Genomic DNA, 26,069 nt, shown 5'->3' with positions numbered 1-26,069 from the left:
GCTGAGCTTGTCGAAGCGGCGTATCGAAGGATGGAATGCGCCAGCCCCTTCGATACGGGCCTTCGACAAGCTCAGTCCCTAGTCAGTGCGAACGGGTCATATTTAAGGCTCGGTTCTCTGCAGCTCAGGGACGATTGCCTTCCAGTTCCGGCCCGGTATCGGCGGTCGGGCGGAAGGTCGGCCTGACATGGATGCCCGACGCCTGCTCATAAGCCAGCCCCGCATCCAGCAAGGTCTGTTCGGCATAGGCGGTGCCGATGAAGCTGAGCCCCACGGGCAGCCCGCGCACCAGCCCCATCGGCACGGTCAGATGCGGATAGCCCGCGATCGCCGCCGGGCCGGTCGATCCGCCCGGCCCTTCATATTGATCGCCCCAGACCGTATCGGATGGCCAGGCCGGACCGTAGCTGATCGTCACCAGCAGATCGACGCGGTTTTCGGCCAGCATCGCGTCGATCCCCTCCCGTCCGGCCAGCCGCAGCGATTTTTCCCGCGCCGCCTTGTACGCAGCATCGTCCAGCCCCGCCTTGGCCTGCGCCATTGCGAAGATATCCTGCCCGAACAGTGGCATTTCCCGATCGGCATGGGCGACATCGAAGGCAATCAGATCGCTTAGCGTGCGAACCGGCACCTGATCGGCGCGGGTGGTCGCCAGATAGGCGTTCAGGTCCGCCTTGAACTCATATTGCAGCACGTCGTAGCTGGCGGCGGACATGCCTTCCATTGCGGGCTTCTTCACTTCGACCAGCGTCGCGCCCAATCCCTTGAGCACGCCCAGCGCCACGTCATAGCGGGCCAGCAATTCCGGCTGCGCGCCGCCACGCAGCACGCCGATTCGCATGCCCCTGATCTTCGCCGGGTCGAGCGCGGCCGCATAATCCTGCGCATGCGCCATGGCATCAGCGGTGGCCGGATCGGCGGGATCGCTGGCGATCAGCGCCGACAGCAGGATCGCGACGTCGCGCACGTTGCGCGCCATCGGCCCGGCGGTATCCTGACTATGGCTGATCGGCACGATATGGGTGCGCGGGATCAAGCCGACCGTAGGCTTCAGCCCCACAAGGCCCATCATCGATGACGGGCAGATGACCGACCCGTTCGTCTCGCTGCCGATGGCGCCGGGCGCGAAGCCGGCCGCCACCGCTGCGCCCGATCCGCTGGACGACCCGCAGGTGGTGCGATCGAGCGCATAGGGATTGCGGGTCAGCCCGCCGACCGCGCTCCACCCGCTCATCGACCGCTCCGACCGGAAATTGGCCCATTCAGACAGGTTCGTCTTGCCCAGAATGATCGCGCCCTTCGCTTTCAGCGCAGCGGCCACCGGCGAATCCCGCCCCGGATCGTTGCGGACGAGCGCCAGCGATCCGGCGGTCGTCGGCATCCCCGCCACCTCGATATTATCCTTGAGCAGGATCGGCACGCCATGCAGCGGCCCACGCAGCCTGCCCGCACGCCGTTCCGCATCCAGCGCGCGCGCCTGTTCAATCGCCTGCGGGTTGAGCGTGATGATGCTGTTGAGCCTTGGCCCCTTGCGGTCCATCGCGGCGATGCGTTTGAGATAGGCGCGCACCACCCTTTCGCTGCTCGTCCGTCCGCTGGCCAGATCGGCGGACAGAGAGGCGATCGTCGTTTCCTCCAGCTGCGCCTGTACTGGCGCTGCGATCAGCAGCAGGGCAAGGATCGGCAGCAACTTCTTCATCGCGGATAGACCTTATCCATATGGGCGATGCTCCTGACGATCAGCGCTTCCAATACCGCCATGTCCACGCCCGCCAGCCGCTTGACATAGAGGCAGCCTTTCCCGCGCCGATATTGACCGAGCGGCGCGAAATCATCATCTTCCAGCCCCGCCAGATAGAAGACCAGTTCCGCCTTGCGCGGCGAAAAGCCGATCCGGCACATGTCGCCTTCCCGTCCGCTGTCATAGCGATAATGATAGCGACCAAAACCGATGATGCTCGGCCCCCACATCGCCGCCGGTTCGCCAGACAGGCGCGCCATCAGCGCCGTCACCGTCCGGCCATCCGCCTGCCGCTCTGCCGGTTCGACCCGCGCCAGAAAATCCTCGACCGCTGCGTCCGTCTCGACCGTCTTGTTCGCCTGCGCCATGGCTTGCCTTCCCCGCCTGCCTCGACTAGAGGCTAGCGAGTCATCTGGGGAGTAGCCAGCCGTTCCGATTGCAGGAGCGGGCCATGCGTCAACATATTTGGCCGAGAGGTCATGGCGTATGGGAAGCAGCCAAAGGCTGCATCGGGCGAGACCAATGGCATCGGCGCTTTTCTGTCCGGCCGGGCGGGAAGCCACGGTGGCATTGTGTCTGTCAATCTTCGCCCGGCCCCGGAACAGTCAGATGGAAGCTCTTCTTACCTCCGCCGCTTTGGTCGCGCTCGCCGAAATGGGCGACAAGACGCAGTTGCTCGCCATGCTGCTCGCCACCCGCTTCAGGAAGCCGGTGCCGATCATCCTGGGCATATTGTTCGCGACGCTTGCCAATCATTTCCTCGCCGCGCTGGTCGGCCATTCGATCGCGGGCGTCCTGACGCAGGGCTGGTTCCGCTATGCGGTGGCCGCCTCCTTCATCGCCATGGCCGCCTGGACGCTGGTGCCCGACAAGATCGACGAGGATGCTCCGCTCAAGGCGCCGTCGAAGGCCGGCGTGTTCATGACCACACTGATCGCCTTCTTCCTGGTGGAGATGGGCGACAAGACGCAGGTCGCAACCGTGGCGCTGGGCGCCCGCTTCGACAATCTGATCGCCGTCACCGCCGGTACGACGCTGGGCATGATGCTGGCCAATGTGCCGGCCGTGCTGTTCGGCGAAGCGCTGGCGCGCAAGGTGCCGATGCGCGCCTTGCAGGTCGGCGCGGCGCTGCTTTTCCTGGGGCTGGGCCTGTGGATGCTCGCTGACTTGCAGGGCTGGATCGGCTAAAAAGGGGACCGGGCCGCGCGCGGGCGGTTGTCAGCGCGCGGCGGAAGTTGCAAGGGGATTGGCAGAGTCATTCCCCTTATCGATGAACATGGGACGCACGTGATGAAGGACAGTCTGGTTACGATCTTCGGCGGCGGCGGCTTTCTGGGCCGGCAGGTTGCGCAGGCGCTGATGGCGCGCGGCGCGCGGGTGCGGATCGCCCAGCGCGACCTGGCCGTCGCGGTCAAGGTGAAGTCGCTCGGCAATCTGGGCCAGAGCCAGTTCGTGGGCGCCGACATCCGCAAGCCCGCGACCGTCGCCCGCGCCATCGCCGGCAGCGACATCGTCATCAATCTGGTCGGCATCCTGTCGGGCGATTTCGACGCGGTCCAGCATGAAGGCGCCGCCAATGTGGCGCAGGCCGCAGCGGCCGCCGGCGTGAAGGCGCTGGTCCATGTGTCGGCGATCGGCGCGGACGCGAACAGCCCGTCGGCCTATGGCCGGTCGAAGGCTGCTGGCGAAGCGGCGGTCAAGGCTGCCTTCCCGACCGCGACCATCCTGCGCCCGTCGATCATCTTCGGCGCGGAAGACCAGTTCCTCAACCGCTTCGCCCAGATCATCGGCTCCGCGCCGGTGATCCCGGTGATCGGCGCGGCCACCAAGTTCCAGCCCGTCTATGTCGCCGACGTGGCGCAGGCGATCGCCAATGCGGCCGAGCGGCCGGGCGTGTTCGGCGGCAAGACTTATGAAGTCGCCGGCCCGCAGGTGCTGAGCATGAAGGAGATCAACGCCTGGATCGCCAAGGCGATCGGTCGTGACAAGCCTTTGGTGGACGTGCCCAATGGCTTCGCGACGCTGCTGGCGCTGCTGCCCGGCGGCCCCATCACCCGCGATCAGCTCGCCATGCTGGGTCAGGACAATGTCGCGGCCGCAGGCTCGCAGGGACTGGAAGCGCTGGGCGTCGCCCCGACGCCGCTGGGCGCGGTCGCCGACAAATGGATGGTGCGCTATCGCCGCCACGGCCGCTTTGCCGGCCGGGCGAGCGCCTGAGCCGCCACCGCAAATGACAGGGCGGGGCACGCATCACGCTGCCCCGCTTTTCATGCCCCTCCCCGCAAACCGGGGAGGTTTTTTATGCCAGGACATTAGGGACCATCCATGGACCTCCATTATCTGACCGTCATCCTGCTGGGCATTGTCGAGGGGCTGACCGAATTTCTGCCCGTCTCCTCGACCGGCCATCTGATCCTGGCGAGCGAATTGCTGGGCTATGACGCCGCCACCTGGGCGATGTTCAACGTCGTGATCCAGCTTGGCGCCATCCTGGCGGTTGTGGTGCTCTACTGGCGCACCTTCTGGGCGGTCGGCATGGGCCTGTTGCGGCGCGAGCCGACAAGCTGGCGCTTCCTGCGCAACCTGATCATCGCCTTCATTCCCGCGGCCGTCATCGGGCTTGCGGTGCATGACTATGTCGAGATGCTACTGGGCGCGCCCAAGGTCGTCGCCTGGGCGCTGATCGCCGGCGGCATCGCCATTTTGCTGGTCGAACGGGCGGTAAAGGCGCAGCGCTTTCACGGCATTGCCGATATTCCCGTTCTGCGCGTGATCGGCATCGGCCTGATCCAATGCATCGCGATGATCCCCGGCGTCAGCCGGTCCGGCGCGACGATCATGGGTGCGCTGACGCTGGGCGTCGAACGGCGGACGGCGGCCGAATTCAGCTTCTTCCTCGCCATCCCGACCATGCTGGGCGCGACGACGCTGGAACTGCTCAAAAAGGGCGACCAGATCACCAGCGCGGCCGTGGGCTGGGACAGCATCGCGCTGGGCTTTGTCGTCGCCTTCGTCGTGGCGCTGCTGGTCATCAAATGGTTCGTCGGTCTGGTGTCGAAACATGGCTTCGCCCCCTTCGCCTGGTATCGAATCATCGCAGGCATCGCTGCGCTCATCTGGCTCACAGCCAGATAGTTCCGATACGGTCCTAATAAACCGGCGGAATTTGCGACCTATTCTCAAAAAAGGCAAAAACAGCTAGATAATAGGTCATTAATCCTGTCCTACATGCCAGAATCCACGTGACTCCGTGGGTTTTTCTGCTATGCGCGCTTCAGCAACATAGGCAGGGACAGGGTAATGGGCGACAATCCGATGCTGAAATTTGTGGGCAAGGCACAGGCCTACCCGGAAAAGCGCGCGGCCGATGATCGCGCCGATGACTTTCTGGAAATCAGCAAGTCCTTCATTCTGGACAAGGCGGAGGAACAGGCATCGCGCTGCTCGCAATGCGGCGTGCCCTATTGCTCGACCCATTGTCCGCTGCACAATCATATTCCCGACTGGCTGCGCCTGACCGCCGAAGGGCGGCTGCGCGAAGCCTATGAACTGAGCAACCTGACCAGCACCATGCCGGAAATCTGCGGCCGCATCTGCCCGCAGGACCGACTGTGCGAAGGCAATTGCGTCATCGAATTTTCCGGCCATGGCTCCGTCACCATCGGCAGCGTCGAGAAATACATCACTGACACCGCCTGGAAGGAAGGCTGGGTCGAACCGCTGGTCCCCGGCAAGCCGCGCGGCCAGTCGATCGGTGTGATCGGCGCAGGCCCGGCGGGCCTGACCACCGCAGAATATCTGCGCGTCGCGGGTTATGACGTGCATGTCTATGATCGGCATGACCGCGCCGGCGGCCTGCTGACCTATGGCATCCCCGGCTTCAAGCTGGAGAAGGATGTCGTCATGCGCCGCGTCCAGCGCCTGAAGGACGGCGGCATCATCTTCCATGAGAGCTTCGAGGTCGGCCGCGACGCCACCATGGAGCAGCTGCGCGACAAGCATGACGCGATCCTGATCGCGACGGGCGTCTACAAGCCGCGCGATATCAAGGCGCCGGGCGTCGGCGCGCCGGGCGTGGTGAAGGCGCTCGACTATCTGACCGCCTCCAACAAGGCGGGCTTTGGCGACGCCGTGCCGGAGCATGAGGATGGCACGCTGCTCGCCACGGGCAAGAATGTCGTCGTCATCGGCGGCGGCGATACCGCGATGGACTGCGTCCGCACCGCGATCCGCCAGGGCGCCAAGTCGGTGAAGTGTCTCTATCGCCGCGACCGGGAAAATATGCCCGGATCGCAGCGCGAAGTCGCCAATGCCGAGGAAGAAGGCGTCGAGTTCGTCTGGCTGACCGCACCGATCGCCTTTGAAGGCACGGAGCATGTCACCGGCGTCAAGGTGACGAAGATGCGTCTGGGCCAGCCCGACGCCTCCGGCCGCCGCGCACCCGAACCCGATCCGGGCAGCGAACATACGCTGGAAGCCGATCTGGTCATCAAGGCGCTGGGCTATGATCCCGAAGAACTGCCCCGGCTGTTCGGCGCGGAAGACCTGTCCGTCACCCGCTGGGGCACGCTGCGCGTCGATCACAAAACGATGATGACCAGCATGGACGGCGTGTTCGCGGCAGGCGACATCGTGCGCGGCGCGTCTCTGGTCGTCTGGGCGATCCGCGACGGCCGCGACGTGACCGAGCATATGCACCGCTATCTGAAGGCCAAGGCAAAGGCTGGCGAAAAGGTTGCTGCGTGATGCGCTCCCTTCTTCTCAGCCTGTTTCTGCTGTCGGCACCGGTCGCTGCACAAGCACAGCCGGCCAGCGCACAGGCTGAAGCCACGGCACCGGTCGATCCGGCGCTGCTGGCCAAGGCGCAGCCCATCGCCTCCGTCATCCTGCCGAACGGCACCATGGAACGGATGATGGGGCCGATGATGCAAAAGATGATCGGCCCGATGATGGACGGCATGACCAAGATGCCGATCCGCGAATTCCTGAAGGTCGGCGGGATGGACCCGGAACAGGCGGACGGTCTGGGCGAGGCCACGATCGAGCAGATGATGGCGATCATCGATCCCAATTTCCGCAAGCGGATGGACGTGATCGTCAACACCATGATGCCGGCAATGGGTCGCTTCATGGGCCGGTACGAACCGGATATGCGGGAAGGCATGGCGGAAGCCTTCGCCCACCGCTATGATGCGGCCGAACTGGACCAGATCGCAGCCTTTCTGAAAACGCCGACCGGCGGCAAGTTCGGTGCGGGTTTCATGGAGCTGGCGACCGATCCGCACTATATCGGCCGCATGCAGAAGATCATGCCCGATATGATGCGGGCCATGCCGGACATTCTGAAATCGTCCGAAGCCGAACTCGCGAAATTGCCGAAACCGCGCACCTATAATGATTTGAGCAAGGCCGAACGCGATCGCCTGACCGCCTTGCTCGGCGCGGATGCCAAGAAGGCGAACTGACAATCGGAACCGGCATCATCCGGTTCCAGCAAGTTGACAGCGGCCATGACCGGAAAACGGATGGCCACAAGCAAGGGTAAGTCATCATGACCGACACCAATTTCATGGCCAGCCCCGAAGAGCGCGCACGTATCGCTGCCGAGGGCATGTATCATCCTGAACTGGAGGGCGACGCCTGTGGCGTGGGCCTCGTCGCCGCAACGGACGGTCGCGCCAGCCGCCGCGTTGTCGCCAGCGCGATCGATGCGCTGAAGGCCGTGTGGCACCGTGGCGCTGTCGACGCGGATGGCAAGACCGGCGACGGCGCGGGCATCCATGTGGACCTGCCGGTGCGCTTCTTTGACGATGCGATCGCGGACTCCGGCCACAAGCCGCTGCCCAATCGCCTCGCCGTCGGCATGATCTTCCTGCCGCGCACGGACCTTTCGGCGCAGGAAGCCTGCCGCACCATCGTCGAAAGCGAGATCATCGACGCGGGCTACACCATCTATGGCTGGCGCCAGGTGCCGGTCGACGTGTCGGTGATCGGCCAGAAGGCGCAGGCGACCCGTCCGGAAATCGAGCAGATCATGATCGCCGGCCCGATGCCGGAAGAGCGCGATCAGGCCGAGTTCGAAAAGGATCTCTACCTCATCCGCCGCAGGATCGAGAAGAAGGTGATCGCGAACCAGATCAACGACTTCTATGTCTGTTCGCTGTCCTGCCGCTCGATCATCTATAAGGGGCTGTTCCTCGCCGAATCGCTGTCGGTCTTTTACCCGGACCTTCAGGACGAACGGTTCGAGAGCCGCGTCGCGATCTTCCACCAGCGCTATTCGACCAACACCTTCCCGCAATGGTGGCTGGCCCAGCCGTTCCGCACGCTCGCCCATAATGGCGAGATCAACACGATCCGCGGCAACAAGAACTGGATGAAGAGCCACGAGATCAAGATGGCCTCGCTGGCCTTTGGCGAGCAGTCGGAAGATATCAAGCCGGTGATCCCGGCCGGTGCATCCGACACCGCCGCGCTGGACGCCGTGTTCGAGGCGATCTGCCGCTCGGGCCGCGATGCGCCGACCGCCAAGCTGATGCTGGTGCCGGAAGCCTGGCAATCGGCCAGCGCCGACCTGCCCCAGTCGCATGCCGACATGTACGACTATCTCGCCTCCGTGATGGAGCCGTGGGATGGCCCGGCCGCGCTCGCCATGACGGACGGCCGCTGGGTCGTGGCCGGTGTCGACCGCAACGCGCTGCGCCCGCTGCGCTACACGCTGACCGGCGACAATCTGCTGATCGTGGGTTCCGAAACCGGCATGGTCGTGGTGCCCGAAACCACCATCGTCAAGAAGGGCCGCATGGGCCCCGGCCAGATGATCGCCATCGATCTTCAGGAAGGCGAACTCTATGACGACCGACAGATCAAGGACCAGATCGCCGGCGAGCGCCCATATGGCGAACTGATCAAGGACTTTCTGGCCATCGACGATCTGGCCGATGCGCCGACCGCCCTGCCCGGCTGGGACAAGGCCGAACTGACCCGTCGTCAGGTCGCCGCCAACCTGACGCTGGAGGATATGGAACTGATCCTCAGCCCGATGGTGGAGGATGCCAAGGAAGCGATCGGCTCCATGGGCGACGATACGCCGCTGGCCGTCATTTCTGACAAGCCGCGCACGATCAGCCATTTCTTCCGCCAGAATTTCAGCCAGGTCACGAACCCGCCGATCGATCCGTTGCGCGAACGGCATGTGATGAGCCTGAAGACGCGCTTCTCCAACCTCCACAACATCCTGGAGGAAGACGCGCAGAACAGCCATGTTCTGGTGCTGGAATCGCCGGTGGTGACGAGTCATGAATGGGCGCGGCTGAAGGCCTATTTCGGTCCTTCAGTGGCCGAAATCGACTGCACCTTCCCCGCGACCGGCGGGCAGGAGCAACTGCGTGCGGCCATCGCCCGCATCCGGGAGGAAGCCGAACAGGCGGTGCGCGAAGGCCGTACCGAAATCTTCCTGACGGACGAGGGCGTCGATACCGATCGCGCCGCCATTGCTGGCGTGCTGGCGGCAGCGGCCGTCCACACCCATCTGGTGCGCAAAGGGCTGCGCAGCTATGCGTCGATCAACGTGCGCTCCTCCGAAGCGCTCGACACCCATTATTTCGCGGTGCTGATCGGCGTGGGCGCAACCACGGTGAACGCCTATCTGGCCGAAGCCAGCATCGCCGATCGCCACAGCCGCGGCCTGTTCGGCGACCTGTCGCTGGACGCCTGCATCGAACGCTATCGGGTCGCCATCAACGAAGGCCTGCTGAAGATCATGTCCAAGATGGGCATCGCGGTCGTCAGCAGCTATCGCGGCGGCTATAATTTCGAAGCGGTCGGCCTGTCGCGCGCGCTGGTGAACGATCTGTTTCCCGGCATGCCGGCGAAGATTTCGGGCGAAGGCTATGCCTCGCTCCACTACAGCGCGATGCTGCGCCATGAAAAGGCGTTCGACACGGCGGCCGTGCGCCTGCCGATCGGCGGTTTCTATCGCCAGCGTCAGGGCGGCGAAGCGCATGCCTATTCGGCGCAGTTGATGCACCTGCTCCAGACGTCGGTCGCGACCGACAGCTATTCGACCTATCTGCAATTTTCGCGCGGCGTGCGCGATCTGCCGGCGGTCTATCTGCGCGACCTGATGGAGTTCAACTTCGCCCGCGAAGCCGTGCCGATCGACGAGGTGGAAGCCACCACGGAAATCCGCAAGCGCTTCGTAACGCCGGGCATGTCGCTGGGTGCACTTAGCCCCGAAGCGCATGAGACGCTGGCGATCGCGATGAACCGCATCGGCGCCAAGGCCGTGTCGGGCGAAGGCGGCGAGGATGCGAACCGCTTCAAGCCCTATGAAAATGGCGACAATGCCAATTCGGTGATCAAGCAGATCGCGTCGGGCCGCTTCGGCGTCCATGCCGAATATCTGGGCTCCGCCGAGGAAATCGAGATCAAGGTCGCACAGGGCGCCAAGCCCGGCGAAGGCGGCCAGCTGCCCGGTTTCAAGGTGACCGAATTCATCGCCCGCCTGCGCCATTCGACGCCGGGCGTGATGCTGATCAGCCCGCCGCCGCACCATGACATCTATTCGATCGAGGATCTGGCGCAGCTCATTTACGACTGCAAGATGATCAACCCGCGCGCCAAGGTGTGCGTGAAGCTGGTCAGCCAGGCCGGCATCGGCACGGTTGCTGCTGGTGTGGCCAAGGCGCATGCCGACGTCATTCTGGTCGCCGGCCATGTCGGCGGCACCGGCGCCAGCCCGCAGACCAGCATCAAATATGCCGGTACGCCGTGGGAAATGGGCCTGTCGGAAACCAATCAGGTGCTGACCCTCAATGGCCTGCGTCATCGCGTGAAGCTGCGCACCGACGGCGGCCTGAAGACCGGTCGCGATATCGTGATCGCGGCGATCCTGGGCGCCGAGGAATATGGCATCGGCACGCTGTCGCTGGTCGCCATGGGCTGCATCATGGTGCGTCAGTGCCATAGCAACACCTGCCCGGTGGGCGTGTGCGTGCAGGATGAAAAGCTGCGGGCGAAGTTCACCGGCACGCCGGAGAAGGTCATCAACCTGATGACCTTCATCGCCGAGGAAGTGCGCGAAATCCTGGCGCGTCTGGGTTTCCGCAGTCTGGATGAGGTGATCGGTCGCACCGAATTGCTGAAGCAGGTCAATCGTGGTGCCGAGCATCTGGACGATCTCGACCTTAACCCGATCCTGGCGAAGGTGGATGCCCCCGACGATCAGCGTCGTTTCAGCCTGGACGGCCGCAATCCGGTGCCCGACAGCCTGGACGCGCAGATGATGAAGGACGCGCGCGCCGTGTTCGAACGCGGCGAGAAGATGCAGCTCACCTATACGGTGCGCAACACGCATCGTGCCGTGGGCACGCGCCTGTCTTCCGCCGTGACCGAGAAGTTCGGCATGTCGACGCTGGCCGACGGACATCTGACCGTGCGCCTGCGCGGATCGGCCGGCCAGTCGCTGGGCGCCTTCCTGTGCAAGGGCATCACGCTGGAAGTATTCGGTGACGCCAACGACTATGTGGGCAAGGGGCTGTCGGGCGGCATCATCAAGGTGCGCACGACCGTTTCCTCGCCGCTGTCGTCGAAGGACAATACGATCATCGGCAACACCGTCCTTTACGGTGCGACCAGCGGCAAGCTGTTCGCGGCAGGTCAGGCCGGGGAGCGCTTCGCGGTCCGCAATTCGGGCGCGCAGGTCGTGGTCGAAGGCTGCGGTGCCAATGGCTGTGAATATATGACCGGCGGTACGGCGGTCATTCTGGGCAAGACCGGCGCCAATTTCGGTGCGGGCATGACCGGCGGCATGGCCTTCATTCTGGACGAGGATGGCAGCTTCCCGACGCAGGCCAACCCGGAAAGCATCGTCTGGCAGCGGCTGGAAAGCGCCCATTGGGAAGCGCAGGCCAAGGCACTGATCGCCGAACATGCGGTTGCCACCGACAGTAAATGGTCGAACACCATCCTGGACGACTGGGACCGCTGGCGCCGTTACATCTGGCAGGTCTGCCCGAAGGAAATGGTCAATCGCCTCGCTCATCCGCTGAGCGATGCGCCCGCCGAAACCGTGGCGGCCGAATAAGGCTGTCTCCTATCTGGGTTGCCCCGGTATCGTCGCCACGACAGGCGGCGGTATCGGGGCATCCTCTATCGCGACCTGCGTCATGGCCGCAGGTTGCAGCGCTTCCCCTGCCGCGAATCGCGGGACCTGCGGTGGCAAGGGATGGACCGGCGAGGCGGGAACATCGGGCAGGAGATTTTCCGGTGCTTCCGCCGCCTGATAATCCTGTTCCACCCTATCGCTGTCGTCGGTCGACATCGCGTCCAGATTCAGACCTGCCATATCCGCTTTCCAGCGTCGCTCGGCCAAGGTCGGCCCGCATCCAGTGCAATGGATCGCGACCGGGCGATCCGCTGCGGCGACGGCGGCATCGGCCAGCGACTGACTGTCGTAGGTGGATTCGGCAACCGGCGCATCGGCGGGCGACCGGCCCTGCGGACTGGTGACATAGCCGCCCAGACCCAATCCCATCAGCGACGCGGCCACAACGGTCCCGCCCGCCGACATCCAGAAATGCATTGCCATCGTCGCCTGCTCCTGCGCCGGTCGCCTCCTCTCGCGACGCCGGCATCCTCATTCCCGATCAATCACAACGCGGATGCAGATCATATGTTGCATGACCCAAAAGCCTTTGCTAAGGGCCGCCTCCTACCAAGTCACCGGCCCCGCCGGTTTCCTGTTTGATTGTGCGGTCATGGCGGAATTGGTAGACGCGCAACGTTGAGGTCGTTGTGGCCGAAAGGCCGTGGAAGTTCGAGTCTTCTTGACCGCACCATCACCCTGCTCCGGGGCCTTACCCGGCAGAATCTTTACCCGCGAAACGATTGGCTGTTGCATTGCAACAGGGGCTGGCGTTTGATCCGGCCATGCTCAAGGCCGCACTCCACCACCTGACATCCTACCGCTACAACCGCCCGATCCGATTGGGCCCACAGGTGATCAGGCTGCGCCCGGCGCCGCATAGCCGGACCAAGGTGCCCAATTATGCGCTGAAGATCGAACCGGCGAACCATTTCCTGAACTGGCAGCAGGACCCGCATGGCAACTGGCTGGCGCGGATCGTCTTTCCCGACCCGATCGATCATTTCAGGATCGAGGTCGACCTGCTCGCCGATCTGGACATCATCAACCCGTTCGATTTCTTCGTGGAGCCTTATGCGGAGGAATATCCCTTCGCCTATGACGATCAATTGAAGACCGATCTCGCCGCCTATTTCGATCTGGAGGATCAGGGGCCGTTGTTCGACGCGCTGGTCGCCGAATATGACGGACAGACGTCCCGCACGGTCGATTTTCTGGTCGAGGTAAATAGCCGCCTGCAACAGCGGGTCGGCTATGTCATCCGCATGGAAGCGGGCGTGCAGACGCCGGAAGAGACGCTGGACGTTGGCACCGGATCCTGCCGCGATTCGGCCTGGTTGCTGGTGCAGTTGCTGCGGCGGCTGGGCTTCGCCGCGCGCTTCGTGTCGGGCTATTCGATCCAGCTGGTTGCCGATGTCGAGCCGCTGGACGGCCCCAAGGGCGTCCGCCAAGACGTGGTCGACCTGCATGCCTGGGCGGAGGCCTATGTGCCCGGTGCCGGCTGGGTGGCGCTGGACGCGACCAGCGGCATGTTTGCGGGCGAAGGCCATATCCCGCTGTGCGCTACGCCCCATTATCGCTCGGCCGCGCCGATCAGCGGCATGGCCGAACCCGCCGAAGTCGATTTCGAATTCGCCATGAGCGTGTCCCGCATTGCCGAGGCTGTGCGGATCACCAAGCCCTTCACCGATGCCCGATGGGACGCGGTGATGGCGCTGGGGGCCAAGGTGGATGCCGACCTGCAGGCGCAGGATGTGCGGCTGACCACCGGGGGCGAGCCGACCTTCGTCGCGGAAAATGGCGGCGATGCGGGCGAATGGAATGGCGATGCTGTCGGCCCGACCAAGGCGGCCTATGCCGACAAGCTGATCCGCAAGCTGCGCAGCGAATTCGCCCCCGGGGGCCTGCTGCACCATGGGCAGGGCAAATGGTATCCGGGCGAAAGCCTGCCGCGCTGGGCCTATGCCGTCTATTGGCGCAAGGATGGCGTGCCGGTCTGGCGCGACGCCGACCTGATCGCCACCGATGATGCGCCGGAAGGCGCGCGGACGGTGACGGCGGCGGATGCGCAGGCCTTTCTGACGGCGCTCGCCAGCAATATGGGCTTTTCGGCCGACTATACCCACCCGGTCTATGAAGATCCGGCGGTCTGGGCGGTCAAGGAAGCCGACCTGCCGGTCAACACCTCACCCGAAGCGCCCGAAATCGCCGATCCCGAAGCGCGCGCGCGGATGGTGAAGGCATTCAGTCGCGGCCTCGACCAGCCGGTCGGCTATGTGTTGCCGGTGCAGCGCTGGCAAAGCGCGGTGGCGACGCCGCGCTGGCAGAGCGAAATCTGGCAGTTGCGCCGCGGTAAGCTGTTCGCCGTGCCGGGCGATTCGGCATTGGGCTATCGCCTGCCGCTGGGGTCGCTGCCCTATGTGCCGCCGTCCAGCTATCCCTATATCCACCCCCGCGACACCAGCGAACCGCGCGGGCCGCTGGCCGACTATCGCGTGCAGGTGAGCGAGGCGGCAACCCGCGAGGAAGCGCTAGCCCAGCCGGTCCAGCGCGTAGCCGAAGCGGAAGGCGGCATGGCGGCCCAGACCCGCGTCGAACAGGTCATCATCGAAGGCGCCGTCCGCACCGCCATCACGGTCGAACCCAACGGCCATTGCCTGTCCGTCTTCCTGCCGCCGGTGCAGATGCTGGAGGATTATCTGGAACTGATCGCGCAGGTCGAGCTGGTCGCGGAAGCCACGCGCATCCCCGTGCGGATCGAAGGCTATACCCCGCCGCCCGACCCGCGCCTCGACGTGCTGAAGGCCACGCCTGATCCCGGCGTGATCGAGGTCAATGTCCATCCCGCAGGCAGCTGGGACGAGACGGTGGCCATCACCGAACGGCTCTACACGCTGGCCCGCGAATGCGATCTGACCGCCGACAAATTCATGGTGGATGGCCGGTCGGTCGGCACCGGTGGCGGCAATCATATCGTGCTGGGCGGGGCGAGCCTGAACGATTCCCCCTTCATCCGCCGCCCAGACCTGCTGAAAAGCTTCGTGCTTTACTGGCAGCGCCACCCTTCGCTCTCCTACCTCTTCTCGGGGCTGTGCATCGGCCCGACGAGTCAGGCTCCGCGCATCGACGAAGCCCGGCATGACGGCCTGTATGAGCTGGAAATCGCACTGGCGCAGGTGCCCGATCCGGTGAAGGACGGCGTGGACAGTTTGCCCCCGCCCTGGCTGGTCGACCGTCTGTTCCGCAACCTGCTGGTCGACGTCACCGGCAATACGCACCGCACCGAAATCTGCATCGACAAGATGTTCTCGCCCGATGGCCCCACCGGCCGCCTTGGCCTGCTGGAGTTTCGCGGCTTCGAAATGCCGCCCGAAGCGAAGATGAGCCTGGCCCAGCAATTGCTGATCCGGGCGCTCGCCGCCTGGTTCTGGCGTCAGCCGCAACAGGGCGGGCTGGTGCGTTGGGGCACGACGCTGCATGATCGCTTCATGCTGCCCCATTTCGTCTGGGCCGATTTCCTGGAGGTGCTGAACGACCTGCGCGGCGCGGGTTATGACTTCGACCCCAACTGGTTCGAGGCGCAGCGTCAGTTCCGCTTCCCGATTCATGGCGAGGTCGAGGCCGGCGGCGTAGCGCTGGAAATCACCCATGCGCTGGAGCCGTGGAATGTACTGGGCGAAACCGGCGCGATCGGCGGCACGGTGCGCTATGTCGACTCCTCGACCGAACGGTTGCAGGTGCGCGCCACCGGTCTGGTCGCCGGGAGGCACATCATTGCCTGCAACGGGCGTCAGGTGCCCATGACCGCCACCGCCGTACCGGGCGAAGGCGTCGGCGGTGTCCGCTACAAGGCGTGGACGCCCGCCAATTGCCTGCACCCCAATCTGCCGTCCAATGCGCCGCTGACCTTCGACGTGCTGGATAGCTGGAGCGGCCGATCGCTGGGTGGCTGCGTCTATCATGTCGCGCATCCGGGCGGGCGCAATTACGACACGCTGCCGATCAACGGCTATGAAGCGGAAGCGCGGCGCAAGGCGCGCTTCCAGGATTATGGCCATACCCCCGGCCCGGTCGACATGCCGGCCGCCGAACTGCCCGGCGAATTTCCCATGACGCTCGACCTGCGCTTCAAACATCCGGGCGTGTGATGGATTTGGATTTTCGCCCTCACCCTTCCCACTCGGCTGCTCCGAGCGGGCCCCTTCCCTCTCCCATCGGGAGAGGGAAATTTGTCGGGTGATCTTGTGGATAGTGACCTTCAACTAGACTGGGCAGCCACCTATCTGGCTGCCGCGCCGAAGGGCGACCTGTTCGCCGATGCATCGCCCGATATGGCGGCGCACTGGCGCACGATGCTGGGCAAGCTGTCGGCGCAGGCGCAGGCTGATCCCGCACGGCTGGCGGACCATGTCGGGCGGCAGGCAAGCGATCTGGGCATGGCATTCCGCCTGACCGGCGACGAACAGGAACGCCCCTGGCCGCTGGGGCCAGTGCCCTTGCTGATCGGCGCGGAGGAATGGACGCATATCGAGCGGGGCCTGACCCAGCGGGCCGAACTGCTCGAACGGGTGATTGCCGACATTTATTCCACCCAGTCGCTGGTGCGCGATGGCAAGCTGCCGGCCAGTATCGTCACCGGCAGCCCGCATTATTGGCGGGTGATGACTGGCACGCCGCCGCCGCGCGGCCATCATCTCCATTTCTATGCCGCCGATATCGGGCGCGGCCCGGCGGGCGAATGGCGGGTGCTGGCGGACCGGGTGCGCACGCCCGTTGGCGTGGGCTATGCACTGGAAAACCGGCTGGCCCTCTCCCGCGCGACCGGCGACCTGCTGGGCGCGATGCATGCGCGGCGGCTTGCGCCTTTCTTCGCTGACCTGCGCCGGGGCCTTGCCGCCGACTGCGCCCGCGCCGATCCGCGCATCGGCCTGCTGACGCCCGGTCGTTTCAACCAGAGCTATGCCGAGCAGGCGCATTTGGCCCGTTATCTGGGCCTGTTGCTGGTCGAGGGCGACGATCTGATCGTATCGGACGGACGATTGTTCATCCGCACGATTCAGGGGCTGAAGCGCATTGATGGCCTGTGGCGCTGGATGGACAGCCGGTTCCTCGATCCGCTGGCCTTTGACAGTAAATCGCGGATCGGTGTGGCGGACCTGTATGACGCCTGCGCACGCGGCGGTCTGATGGTCGGTAACTGGCCGGGCGCCGGTGTGATCGAATCGCGTGCCTTCGCCGCTTTCCTGCCGCAACTGGCCAAGGCGATGCTGGGGCAGGACCTGATCCTGCCCAATATCGCCACCTGGTGGTGCGGCCAGACGCGCGAGCGCGAGCATGTCCGCACCCGGCTCGACAATCTGGTGGTTGGTTCCGCCTTCGATCAGGATGTGGCGGGCCTGCCCGACGCGCATTTCACGCCGGGCGCTTCGCTCGACGCGGCGCAGCGTGAAGCGCTGCTGGCGGCGATGGCGCGGCGGCCGATGGACTATGTCGGGCAGGAGGTGGTGAAGTTATCCACAACCCCGGCGGTGATCGATGGCCGGATCGCCCCCCTGCCCTTCACCCTGCGCGTGTTCGTGGCCCGCGACGGGGCGGGCCAGTGGCGGGTGATGCCCGGCGCCTTTGGCCGACTGGCTGGCCATGGCGATATTCGCGCGGCGCTGATGGGACAGGCCGACATGTCGGCCGACATGTGCGTCATCGACGCGAAGCCGGTGCCGCCCGACACGCTGCTGGGGTCGGGCGCCCCCGCGATCCGCCGGGTCGGTGGCATGTTGCCAGCCAAGGCGGCGGACAATCTCTTCTGGCTGGGCCGTTATATCGAGCGCACCGAAATGACGCTGCGGCTGATCCGCGCGATCGCGGGCGGATCGATCGAGGCCGATCTGGGTCCGTCGCTCGATTCGCCGGCCATGGCCCGGCTGGTCGGGCTTCTGGTGCAATGGGGCGCGGTGTCGGCCAGCGAAACGGCGATCGGTCCGCTTTGCGCCACCGCTCTGGGCGATGCGCGCCGCCCCGGCAGCGTGCGGGCGCTGATGGCCGTGGTCGCCAATATCGGCGAGGGCCTGCGCGACCGGCTGGCGAGCGATTTCTGGCGGCTGGTGCGCCTGCCATTGCCCAGCTTCGACGGGGCGGTGACGGAAACCCTGCTCGACGCCTCCTCCCGCATGATCGAACGGATTTGCGCGCTGGCAGGGCTGGCGGCGGAAAATATGGGCCGCACGGAGGGCTGGCGCTTCCACGACATGGGCCGCCGCATGGAACGCGCGGTCAATGGCTGTCGCCTGATCGCCCTGTTCGGCGGCGACGGTGCTTCGGCGGATGACCTGACCGTGCTGCTGGACCTGATGGACAGCCAGATCAGCTATCGCACCCGATACCTGACCGATCCGGCGCTGCCGCCGGTGCGCGATCTGCTGGCGCTGGAACCCTATAATCCGCGCGCCATCGCCTATCAGGCGCTGCGCATGGCCGAACATGTCGCCGCGCTGCCGACATTGCGCGCCGATGGCATGCCGGAAGAGCCCCGGCGGCTGGCCGATGCGCTGGTCGCGCGGCTGTCCCCGCTAACCGGGGACATGCTGTCCATGGCGGATATTGCCGACGCCGAAAGCCGCTTGCTGGGCCTGTCCGATGCGATCGGCCAGCGTTACTTCCTGCAACTCCACAAGACGGAAAATGCGGACCTTCTGTCATGATCTACCATGTCCGCCATCGCACCATATTGCGCTACGCCGCGCCCGTACAGGTCGCCCGCTTCAACCTGCGGCTCAAGCCCGCGCCCTGGCCGGGGCAATGGACATCCGATCATGCGCTGTCGGTCAACCCCGCCCCGTCGGTGATCGAATCGCGCCCGGCCGCCTGGCCGGTGCAGGTGTCCCGGCTGGTCATCGAAGGATCGATCCGGGAACTGGTGATCGAAAGCAGCTTTCGCGCGGGGGTTCAGGGCGGCGCAATCACCGCCCAGCCTGACGATCCCGACATCGGCACAGTCGCGCAGGCGGCGCTGGTCGATCGCGGCATGGGGCCGTCCGCCCCCGCCAACTATCTCTATGCCTCGCCGCGCGCGCCATTGCTGTCGGATATCGGCATATGGGCGGGCGAGACATTGTCGCCCGACCAGCCGATCGTCGCCGCCGCGCTGGCGCTGGCGCTGCGCATCCAGTCGGAATTCGCCTATCAGCCGGGCGTGACCGATGCCGGTACGCCGGTCGCCGACGCCTTTGCCGCGCGCCATGGCGTGTGCCAGGATTTTGCCCATGTGATGGTGGTCGCGCTGCGGCTGGCGGGACTGCCCGCCGCCTATGTCAGCGGCTATCTGCGCACCGATCCGCCGCCGGGCATGCCCCGGCTGGTGGGGGCGGACGCGATGCATGCCTGGGTCATGCTATGGTGCGGGCCGACGCGCGGATGGATCGGCTTCGATCCCACCAATGGCTGCATTACCGGCGACGGGCATCTGTTCGTCGCCATGGGCCGCGACTATGCCGATGTTGCGCCGATGGACGGGCTGTTCATCGGCGGCACGGGCCAGAGCCTGTCCGTCATGGTCGACGTGGCCCCCGAAGAAGAGGAAGTTGCATGATTGCCGCCATCATCCTGGTCCTGGCCGGCCTTTATTGTCTGGCGCGCGGCGTCATGGACCTGCGTGCGAAGCGCTGGGTCTGGGGGGCGCTGGGCATCGTGGCGGGAATCGGGATCATGGCCGCGCCGATCCCGACAGAGGTGCAGGTCGCGTTACCAGCAGGCAGCGCTACCCGGTAGGCGATATCCGCTCGAACAAAAGCGGCATCCCGGTCCGGGGGCGGATGGTGAGGCGGCTGATCGGTTCGGGCTTGAAGCCGGCGGGCACGGTCAGGCGATAGCGGCGGATGACCGAGGCGATTACGGTCATCACCTCCTGCTGGGCAAAGCCCGCGCCGACGCAGACGCGCGGTCCCCGGCCGAAGGGGAACCAGGCCTGTTTTGCCATGTCGGCATTGGCCGGATCGTCGAACCGGTCGGGATCGAAGGCGTGGGGACAGGCCCAGTTATCCTTGTTCCGCTGGGTCAGCCAGGGCGCGACCACCAGCATCGCCCCCTGTTCCAACTGCTTGTCGCGCATCGGCATGGGGCAGGTGACTTCGCGCGGCAGGAAGGAGACGGGCGGATAGAGGCGCAGCGTTTCCTTGAAGATGTTGCGGACCTGTCCCATGTCCTTGAGCATCGCGCCGGTGAAGGGGGCGTCCCCCGCTACATCCGCCACTTCGGCGCGGACCCGGTCCTGAATATGGGCGCATTCCGCCAGCATATAGAGCGCCCAGGTCATGGTGCTGGCCGAGGTTTCATGCCCCGCGAGGAAGATGGTCGATACCTGTTCCATCACCTGATCGCAGGTGAAATGGATACCGGTTTCGGGATGCTTCACCTCGATCAGGGACTGGAGGATATCGCGTTCCAGCGTTTCCCCGCGGGTGTGGAAGGCCTCGTAGCGGGCTTCCACGATCGGGCGGAACACGTCGTGGATGGCGCGGGCGGGTTTGCGCGATCGCTTTTCGAACCAGCCCGCAGGCAAGCCGTAAAGCCGCAGCATCGACGCGCTGTGGGCCAGCCGCTGGAACTTGCCGAAAGCGGTGTGGATGATGTTGGAGCGGGGTTCATCCAGCGTCTGGCTGAACAGCGTGCGGAAGATGATGTCGGCCGCGACATGGGTCATCATCGGATCGATATCGACCGGTTTGGCACGATCCGCTGCATCGAGCCGGGCCAGCAGGGCATCGGCCGCCGCGACCATCAGCGGCATCGACCGGCCGAGCGCGGTATGGGCGAAGGCCGGGTTCACCATTGCCCGCTGGCTTTCCCAATCCTCGCCATTGGCGGAGAAGACCGAATTGCCGATCAGCGGATCGAGATTGCGGACCAGTTCGCTATGCTTGGGATAGGCGGTGCCGCCGCGCAATATCTGGTCCACCAGCGGCAGTTCGTTGGCGATATACATGGTGCGGCCGGGCGTGCGGATTTCGCCCATCTTCATCGTATAGCTCTTGTCGAAGAGCACATGAATCCAGCTGTGCCAGCCGCGCAGGAAGCGCTTTATGAGGCCGCGCTTGCTTTTGGGCGGCTGCGGATAGGGCGGCGTGAAGAGATCGGTCACGGGATCGTCCTGAAGGCGGCGACGGCTTCGTCCACGGTAGCGCGTCCGGCGGTCAGGCTGATAAAGTCGATCGGGGACAGGCGGTCGCCCACCCGCAGATAATCGAAATGCGCCTCATATTTGTTCGACCAGCCCCCGTGATAATTTTCCGGCTCGTAGAAGAGATGGAAGCGCGGCGATAGCATGTCGACGCGGGCGGCAAATTGATCCGCGACAAGGCGAAATGGATTGACGTTATAATAGGCGGCGCCATCGGGCGGGGAGCTGATGTCGACATAGCGGAAGCGCGTGTCGGCCAAGGCGCGCAGATCGTCATGATACCAAGCGGCATCACGGCGCAGGCCGATGACCGGCACCACCTGCCCCAGCCCCAGCATCACGAAATGATCGGGCAGCGTGCCGCCGCGCAGGGCGATCAGGCGGCGCATCAGCCGCATGCCAAGGATCGTGCCGGCGCTGTGGGTGACGAGTTGCACCTCATCCCAATCGCCGTCCAGTTCCTGCGCGATGCGGGCGGCGAACTGATCGAGCCGTTCGTCCAGCGCATCGCCCGGCCCGTCGGCCGCCAGCGCGCCATGATAGGTCATGAAGCGCAGCAGCCATGGCACCACCAGCTTGGCGAGGATGCGGCCGGACAGGAAGGCGCTGAAAGCCATGCCGATGATCGCGCCGGCCCAAAAGGGTAGCAGCAGCGACAGCAACAGAGCGGGCACCAGCGCCAGCAGCAGCGGGATCAGCACCGCCAGCACCGGGGGATAGAGGATGGTGATCACCGGCCCCTTGCGCAGGCGGCGCATGCGGGCGAAGTCCATCAGCCGCGCATGGCCCGCATAGGCGCGGGCGGCGCGCAGGGCGAGGCTCATGGGATTGCGAATCCACACCTTGCCGATCAGATCTTCCCAGCGGAGATATTCATAGTCGGTTTCGACAGCGGCGGCCAAGTTATCCACAGCCCAGCGCGCGGACACGGCCGAGCCTGCTGCGCCCGCCTGTCGCCCGCCCACGGCGATGGGATCGCCGGTCAGCGCGGCATGGCGCGCCGCCTGATCGCGGTAGAGCTGATGATAGAAACGAACGCCGCGTGGATCGAAACCGCCAAGGTAGAAGACTTTACGCTTGAATTTCTGCACTGCCCCGGTCCTAATCGGGACATGACCACGCCCGAACGCGATTACTGCTATTTCATCGACCACCGTAAGTACAACCGCAATCTTGGCTGCCGGAAGCATGACAATATGTACGGCATCAATGGCGGCGGTAGCGAGCGGGACCGGTGGCGCGCCGACATGACATTTTATCGCCATATGAAATCCAATGGCGATCCAATGGCCTTGCCCGCCCTGCTCGCCTGCCTGACTTTCGGCTGGTTCTGCTGGAACTATCATCCGGGCAAGGGGCTTTGGCGCGGACAATTGTTGCGCCGCTTCGCCAAAGCGCCCAAGTGAGCGGCATGAGCGATCCCAAGCATGTGAAGGTCGGCGCCGTCACCTTCGGCAACGACCTGCCCTTCGTCCTGATTTCCGGCCCCTGCCAGATCGAAAGCCGCGACCATGCCCTGTTCATGGCAGAAGCGCTGGCGAAGGCGGCGGAGGATGCGGGCGTGCCCTTCATCTTCAAGAGCAGCTTCGACAAGGCGAATCGCACGTCGGTATCGGGCCGGCGCGGTGTCGGGATCGACGCGGGGTTGCGCATATTGGCTGACGTGAAGGCGGTGCTGGGTTGCCCGGTGCTGACCGACATTCACGGGCCGGAACAGGTGGAGGCGGCGGCGCAGGCTGTGGATATCCTGCAAATCCCCGCCTTTCTCTGTCGCCAGACCGACCTGCTGGTCGCGGCGGGCAAGACGGGCGCGGTGATCAACGTCAAGAAGGGCCAGTTTCTGGCCCCCTGGGACATGGCGGCGGTGGCGCAGAAGGTCGCGTCGACCGGCAATGAGCGCATCCTGCTGACCGAGCGCGGGGCGAGTTTCGGCTATAACACGCTGGTCAGCGACATGCGGGCGCTGCCGACGATGGCGCAGACCGGCTATCCGGTGGTGTTCGACGCCACCCATTCGGTGCAGCAGCCCGGCGGGCTTGGCACGGCGTCGGGCGGCCAGCGTGAATTCGCGCCGCTGCTGGCGCGCAGCGCGGTGGCGGCGGGTGTGGCGGCGATCTTTGCCGAAGCGCATGAAGACCCCGACACTGCGCCGTCTGACGGGCCGGTGATGCTGCCGCTGGGCTGGGTCGCGCCGATGCTCAAAACGCTGCGCGCGATCGATCAGGTGGTGAAGGCGCAATAGGATCGCGCGGGCTTAACTTCGCATATTTCCCGCAAATCGTGACATATCGTTACGCGGCGCTGATCCTATCGGAAAGTCCCAGCCCCACGTCCCTTACCGCCCGATCTTCGCAAGACCGGGCGGGATAGGACAGATATTTCAGGGACGCGTATTTCAGGGGCGTGCCTGGCCGGTGCCGCGTACGATCCACTTATAGGTGGTCAGCCCTTCCAGAGCCACCGGGCCGCGTGCATGGAGGCGGCCGGTCGAAATGCCGATTTCCGCGCCCAGACCGAATTCGGCGCCATCGGCGAACTGGGTAGAGACATTCCACATCACGATCGCGCTGTCGACGGCATTGAGGAAATATTCGGCCACCACCGCATCTTCGGTGATGATCGCATCGGTATGATGGCTGGCATGGGCGGCGATATGGGCGATCGCCTCCGCAACGCCGTCGACCAGCCGGATCGACACGATCGCGTCGAGATATTCGGTATCCCAGTCCGCCTCCGACGCCGCGATCACGCGGGCGTCCATCGCCTGTACCGCCTCATCGCCGCGCACTTCGCATTTCGCATCGAGCAGCGCCTGAACCAGCGCAGGCGCCTGCCCATAGGCACGGTCGATCAGCACCGTTTCGGTCGATCCACAAATGCCTGTGCGGCGCATCTTGGCATTGACCACCAGATTGCGGGCCATGGCGGGATCGGCCGCACCGTCGACATAGCTGTGGTTGATGCCATCCAGATGAGCCAGCACGGGCACGCGCGCTTCCTCCTGCACGCGCGCGACCAGGCTCTTGCCACCGCGCGGCACGATCAGGTCGACAAATTCCGAGGCCCTGAGAAGCGCGCCGACCGCCGCGCGATCGGTGGTGGGGACCAGTTGCACGGCTTCGGCGGGCAGGCCGGCGGCGACGATCCCTTCCACCATCGCAGCGTGGATGGCGCGGTTGCTTTCCTTCGCCTCGCTGCCGCCGCGCAGGATGACGGCATTGCCGGCGCGCAGGCAGAGGGCAGCGGCGTCCGCCGTCACATTGGGGCGGCTTTCATAGATGATGCCGATCACGCCCAGCGGCACGCGCACGCGGGAAAGCTCCAGCCCGTTGGGGCGCACCACCTTGTCGATCACGCTGCCGAGCGGATTGGGCAGCCCGGCGACCTGCTCCACGCCAGCGGCGGCGCCCTCGATCCGGCCTTCGTCCAGCCGCAGCCGGTCCAGCATTGCGGGCGACAGGCCGTTGGCGGCGGCATTTTCCATGTCGCGGGCGTTGGCGGCGAGAATCGCTGGCGCCTGATCCCGCAACGCCTGGGCAGCACGGCGCAGGGCATCCGCCTTCTGCGCGTCGCTCGCCTGCGCGATCACGGCGGCGGCCGCGCGCGCGCGCGCGCCGAGCATCGCGATCAGCATTTCGGGGGTCTGGGTCAGGTCGTTCATGCAAAGCTCTCGCCGGAAGATCGGCCGCGCCTGTAGCATGAAAGCGCCGTCCGGCAAAAGCCTGTCAGGTCGATGATGACGGATGTCGAGGGGGTGGTGCCGACGGCCGAACCATGGGTCGCATATGGTCCGGCCATCGGCGGGCAGAAGAACCCTGCCTCGCCATCCTTCCTATCCGCTTCGCAGCTGCACCACATACCCCATAAGGGGTAGAGCTATAGAAAAGCGGTGAAAATCTCAGTGACTGATCAGGCCGACGATGCGGACAAGCTGGGATTCCCGCTGGCATCCGGTCTTGTCATAGATGCTGCGCAACTGAACCTTCAGCGTGGCGGCGGAGACGCCCCGCGCGGCGGCGATGTCCGGTCGCGACTGGCCGGCAGCCAGACGGATCGCGATGTCCGCTTCGGCAGGCGTCAGGCGGAAGGTGCGCGTCAGCAACTGCACATGGCGGTCGCTGGGCGCACCGACCCGCGCGATGGCGATGGCGCGCGGCGCGAAGGGCAAGGCCCAGGGCCGCACCGGCAGCGGATAAAATTCCAGCATGATCGCGACCCCGCCATCCGCATCCGCGAGCGCCACCGGATCGGCGGCGCGGCCGGGCGGTTCGATGACCGCGCGCACGGAGCGCAGGATGGCGCGTGTCTCCTCCGCCCGGTCGCTGGCCAGCCAGCCATCGCTGACCCGGATACGGCTGGTCGACAGCAGCGCGTCCGCACGGGGCGTCATGCCGCCGACCCGCCCGGTTGCGTCGAGCAGCCAGCAGGCGCGGTCCATCGCCTCGAACGTGCCGGCCAGCAGGGCGAAACCCTGCTGCTCGATCGCCTGTTGCAGGCGGACGGCGGTGCGGGCGTGGCCGGCAATATCGGCGAACAGGGCGCGCTGTTCTTCGGTCGTCCGGCCATCCTTGCCGCCGCGCAGCAGGGCCAGGCCGATCATCTGATTGTCGCTCGCCACCAGCTTGGCCTGACAACCGTCGAAAATGTCGAAGTCCGAACAGAGATCAAGATAATCGTCCGCGCGCAGCGACTGGCGGGCGATGTCATAATGGGCTTCATGGACGATGGCGGGCCGATCGGGCAGGCGATCGGCACCGACGCGGAAATTGAGGTCCGGCGCGCTCTGGTCGATCGACGCGCTTTTGGCGAGGATGCTGTCGTCGACCGCGCTGATCCAGTTGAAGGCGGACGCCCCCGCGCCAAAGCCGATCAACTGGCCATGACGCGATCCCGTCGCTTGCGCCATCGCATGGATGGCCTGCCCCCATTTTTCCGGTTCCAGCGCGGCCGACAGGAAAATGTCGGCCCAGTCCCCATTGTTGCTGGCGGATGTCGCCATCTCTAAATGT

The 26,069-nt window shown here is 65.2% G+C and carries 19 protein-coding genes, 1 tRNA gene and 1 riboswitch; of the genes, 13 read left to right on the top strand and 7 right to left on the bottom strand.

Annotation, left to right across the window (positions count from 1 at the left end):
• Positions 1–124: 124 nt before the first annotated feature.
• Together BMY84_RS00960 and BMY84_RS00955 are read right to left on the bottom strand one after the other, a co-directional pair.
• Positions 125–1,699, bottom strand: a complete 1,575-nt coding sequence (locus BMY84_RS00960) for an amidase (protein WP_093079524.1) — start codon at positions 1,697–1,699, stop codon at positions 125–127.
• The gene (locus BMY84_RS00955; protein ID WP_093079522.1) at positions 1,696–2,109 is read right to left on the bottom strand and encodes a DUF1801 domain-containing protein; all 414 of its coding nucleotides are present in this window, start codon (positions 2,107–2,109) and stop codon (positions 1,696–1,698) included. Before BMY84_RS00955 ends, BMY84_RS00960 begins: the two co-directional genes overlap by 4 nt.
• 33 nt (positions 2,110–2,142) lie before the next feature.
• A riboswitch (yybP-ykoY riboswitch) is annotated at positions 2,143–2,304 on the top strand.
• Positions 2,305–2,350: 46 nt separating this feature from the next.
• On the opposite strand from BMY84_RS00955, the gene BMY84_RS00950 reads away from it, so the two are divergent.
• The 6 genes from BMY84_RS00950 (at position 2,351) to gltB (ending at position 11,828) form a co-directional block, all read left to right on the top strand.
• A complete protein-coding gene (locus tag BMY84_RS00950) occupies positions 2,351–2,929 on the top strand; it encodes a TMEM165/GDT1 family protein (RefSeq protein ID WP_093081574.1) in 579 nt (192 codons plus the stop codon).
• Between the two features lie 102 nt (positions 2,930–3,031).
• Entirely contained in the window at positions 3,032–3,958 is a 927-nt protein-coding gene (locus BMY84_RS00945; protein ID WP_093079519.1) for a complex I NDUFA9 subunit family protein, read from the top strand.
• A gap of 108 nt (positions 3,959–4,066) precedes the next feature.
• Positions 4,067–4,876, top strand: coding sequence for an undecaprenyl-diphosphate phosphatase (locus BMY84_RS00940; protein ID WP_093079516.1), 810 nt, complete (start codon positions 4,067–4,069; stop codon positions 4,874–4,876).
• A gap of 165 nt (positions 4,877–5,041) precedes the next feature.
• The gene (locus BMY84_RS00935; protein WP_093079514.1) at positions 5,042–6,487 is read left to right on the top strand and encodes an NAD(P)-dependent oxidoreductase; all 1,446 of its coding nucleotides are present in this window, start codon (positions 5,042–5,044) and stop codon (positions 6,485–6,487) included.
• Positions 6,487–7,206 carry a DUF2059 domain-containing protein gene (locus BMY84_RS00930; protein WP_093079511.1) on the top strand — a complete coding sequence of 240 codons (720 nt, stop codon included), beginning with the start codon at positions 6,487–6,489 and terminating at the stop codon, positions 7,204–7,206. Before BMY84_RS00935 ends, BMY84_RS00930 begins: the two co-directional genes overlap by 1 nt.
• Before the next feature lie 86 nt (positions 7,207–7,292).
• On the top strand, positions 7,293–11,828 hold the full coding sequence (gene gltB / locus BMY84_RS00925; protein ID WP_093079509.1) for a glutamate synthase large subunit: 4,536 nt from the start codon (positions 7,293–7,295) through the stop codon (positions 11,826–11,828).
• 9 nt (positions 11,829–11,837) lie between these two features.
• On the opposite strand, the gene BMY84_RS00920 is transcribed toward gltB, so the two are convergent.
• The gene (locus tag BMY84_RS00920) at positions 11,838–12,332 is read right to left on the bottom strand and encodes a hypothetical protein (protein ID WP_143074958.1); all 495 of its coding nucleotides are present in this window, start codon (positions 12,330–12,332) and stop codon (positions 11,838–11,840) included.
• A gap of 163 nt (positions 12,333–12,495) precedes the next feature.
• On the opposite strand from BMY84_RS00920, the gene BMY84_RS00915 reads away from it, so the two are divergent.
• The 5 genes from BMY84_RS00915 (at position 12,496) to BMY84_RS00895 (ending at position 19,652) form a co-directional block, all read left to right on the top strand.
• A tRNA-Leu gene (locus tag BMY84_RS00915) sits at positions 12,496–12,582 on the top strand.
• A 91-nt stretch (positions 12,583–12,673) separates the two neighbouring features.
• A complete protein-coding gene (locus BMY84_RS00910) occupies positions 12,674–16,036 on the top strand; it encodes a transglutaminase family protein (RefSeq protein WP_093079504.1) in 3,363 nt (1,120 codons plus the stop codon).
• Positions 16,037–16,219: 183 nt separating this feature from the next.
• Positions 16,220–18,586, top strand: a complete 2,367-nt coding sequence (locus BMY84_RS00905; protein WP_371262396.1) for a circularly permuted type 2 ATP-grasp protein — start codon at positions 16,220–16,222, stop codon at positions 18,584–18,586.
• Complete coding sequence (locus BMY84_RS00900; RefSeq protein ID WP_093079500.1) at positions 18,583–19,473, top strand: transglutaminase family protein; 891 nt, start codon at positions 18,583–18,585, stop codon at positions 19,471–19,473. The genes BMY84_RS00905 and BMY84_RS00900 overlap by 4 nt, the downstream gene beginning before the upstream one ends.
• Positions 19,470–19,652 carry a hypothetical protein gene (locus BMY84_RS00895; RefSeq protein ID WP_093079498.1) on the top strand — a complete coding sequence of 61 codons (183 nt, stop codon included), beginning with the start codon at positions 19,470–19,472 and terminating at the stop codon, positions 19,650–19,652. Before BMY84_RS00900 ends, BMY84_RS00895 begins: the two co-directional genes overlap by 4 nt.
• Here BMY84_RS00895 and BMY84_RS00890 read toward each other — a convergent pair.
• On the bottom strand, positions 19,642–21,021 hold the full coding sequence (locus BMY84_RS00890) for a cytochrome P450 (protein ID WP_093079495.1): 1,380 nt from the start codon (positions 21,019–21,021) through the stop codon (positions 19,642–19,644). The two genes, BMY84_RS00895 and BMY84_RS00890, sit on opposite strands and share 11 nt — an antisense overlap.
• A complete protein-coding gene (locus BMY84_RS00885) occupies positions 21,018–22,151 on the bottom strand; it encodes a hypothetical protein (protein ID WP_093079493.1) in 1,134 nt (377 codons plus the stop codon). The genes BMY84_RS00890 and BMY84_RS00885 overlap by 4 nt, the downstream gene beginning before the upstream one ends.
• Before the next feature lie 21 nt (positions 22,152–22,172).
• Between BMY84_RS00885 and BMY84_RS00880 the strand changes: the two genes are divergently transcribed.
• Together BMY84_RS00880 and kdsA are read left to right on the top strand one after the other, a co-directional pair.
• Positions 22,173–22,466: a hypothetical protein gene (locus tag BMY84_RS00880; protein ID WP_093079490.1), complete on the top strand. Its 294-nt coding sequence runs from the start codon at positions 22,173–22,175 to the stop codon at positions 22,464–22,466.
• 5 nt (positions 22,467–22,471) lie between these two features.
• Complete coding sequence (gene kdsA, locus BMY84_RS00875) at positions 22,472–23,302, top strand: 3-deoxy-8-phosphooctulonate synthase (RefSeq protein WP_093079488.1); 831 nt, start codon at positions 22,472–22,474, stop codon at positions 23,300–23,302.
• A gap of 153 nt (positions 23,303–23,455) precedes the next feature.
• Here kdsA and BMY84_RS00870 read toward each other — a convergent pair whose 3' ends face one another.
• The gene (locus tag BMY84_RS00870; RefSeq protein ID WP_093079485.1) at positions 23,456–24,721 is read right to left on the bottom strand and encodes a glutamate-5-semialdehyde dehydrogenase; all 1,266 of its coding nucleotides are present in this window, start codon (positions 24,719–24,721) and stop codon (positions 23,456–23,458) included.
• Positions 24,722–24,958: 237 nt separating this feature from the next.
• Positions 24,959–26,059, bottom strand: coding sequence for a helix-turn-helix transcriptional regulator (locus BMY84_RS00865; RefSeq protein WP_093079483.1), 1,101 nt, complete (start codon positions 26,057–26,059; stop codon positions 24,959–24,961).
• Positions 26,060–26,069 lie beyond the last annotated feature (10 nt).

The organism is Sphingobium sp. AP50, assembly GCF_900109095.1.
In the GTDB taxonomy this organism is placed as follows: domain Bacteria; phylum Pseudomonadota; class Alphaproteobacteria; order Sphingomonadales; family Sphingomonadaceae; genus Sphingobium.
Note: the sequence above shows the minus strand (reverse complement) of the source record. Positions and strands in the feature narration are given on the sequence as shown.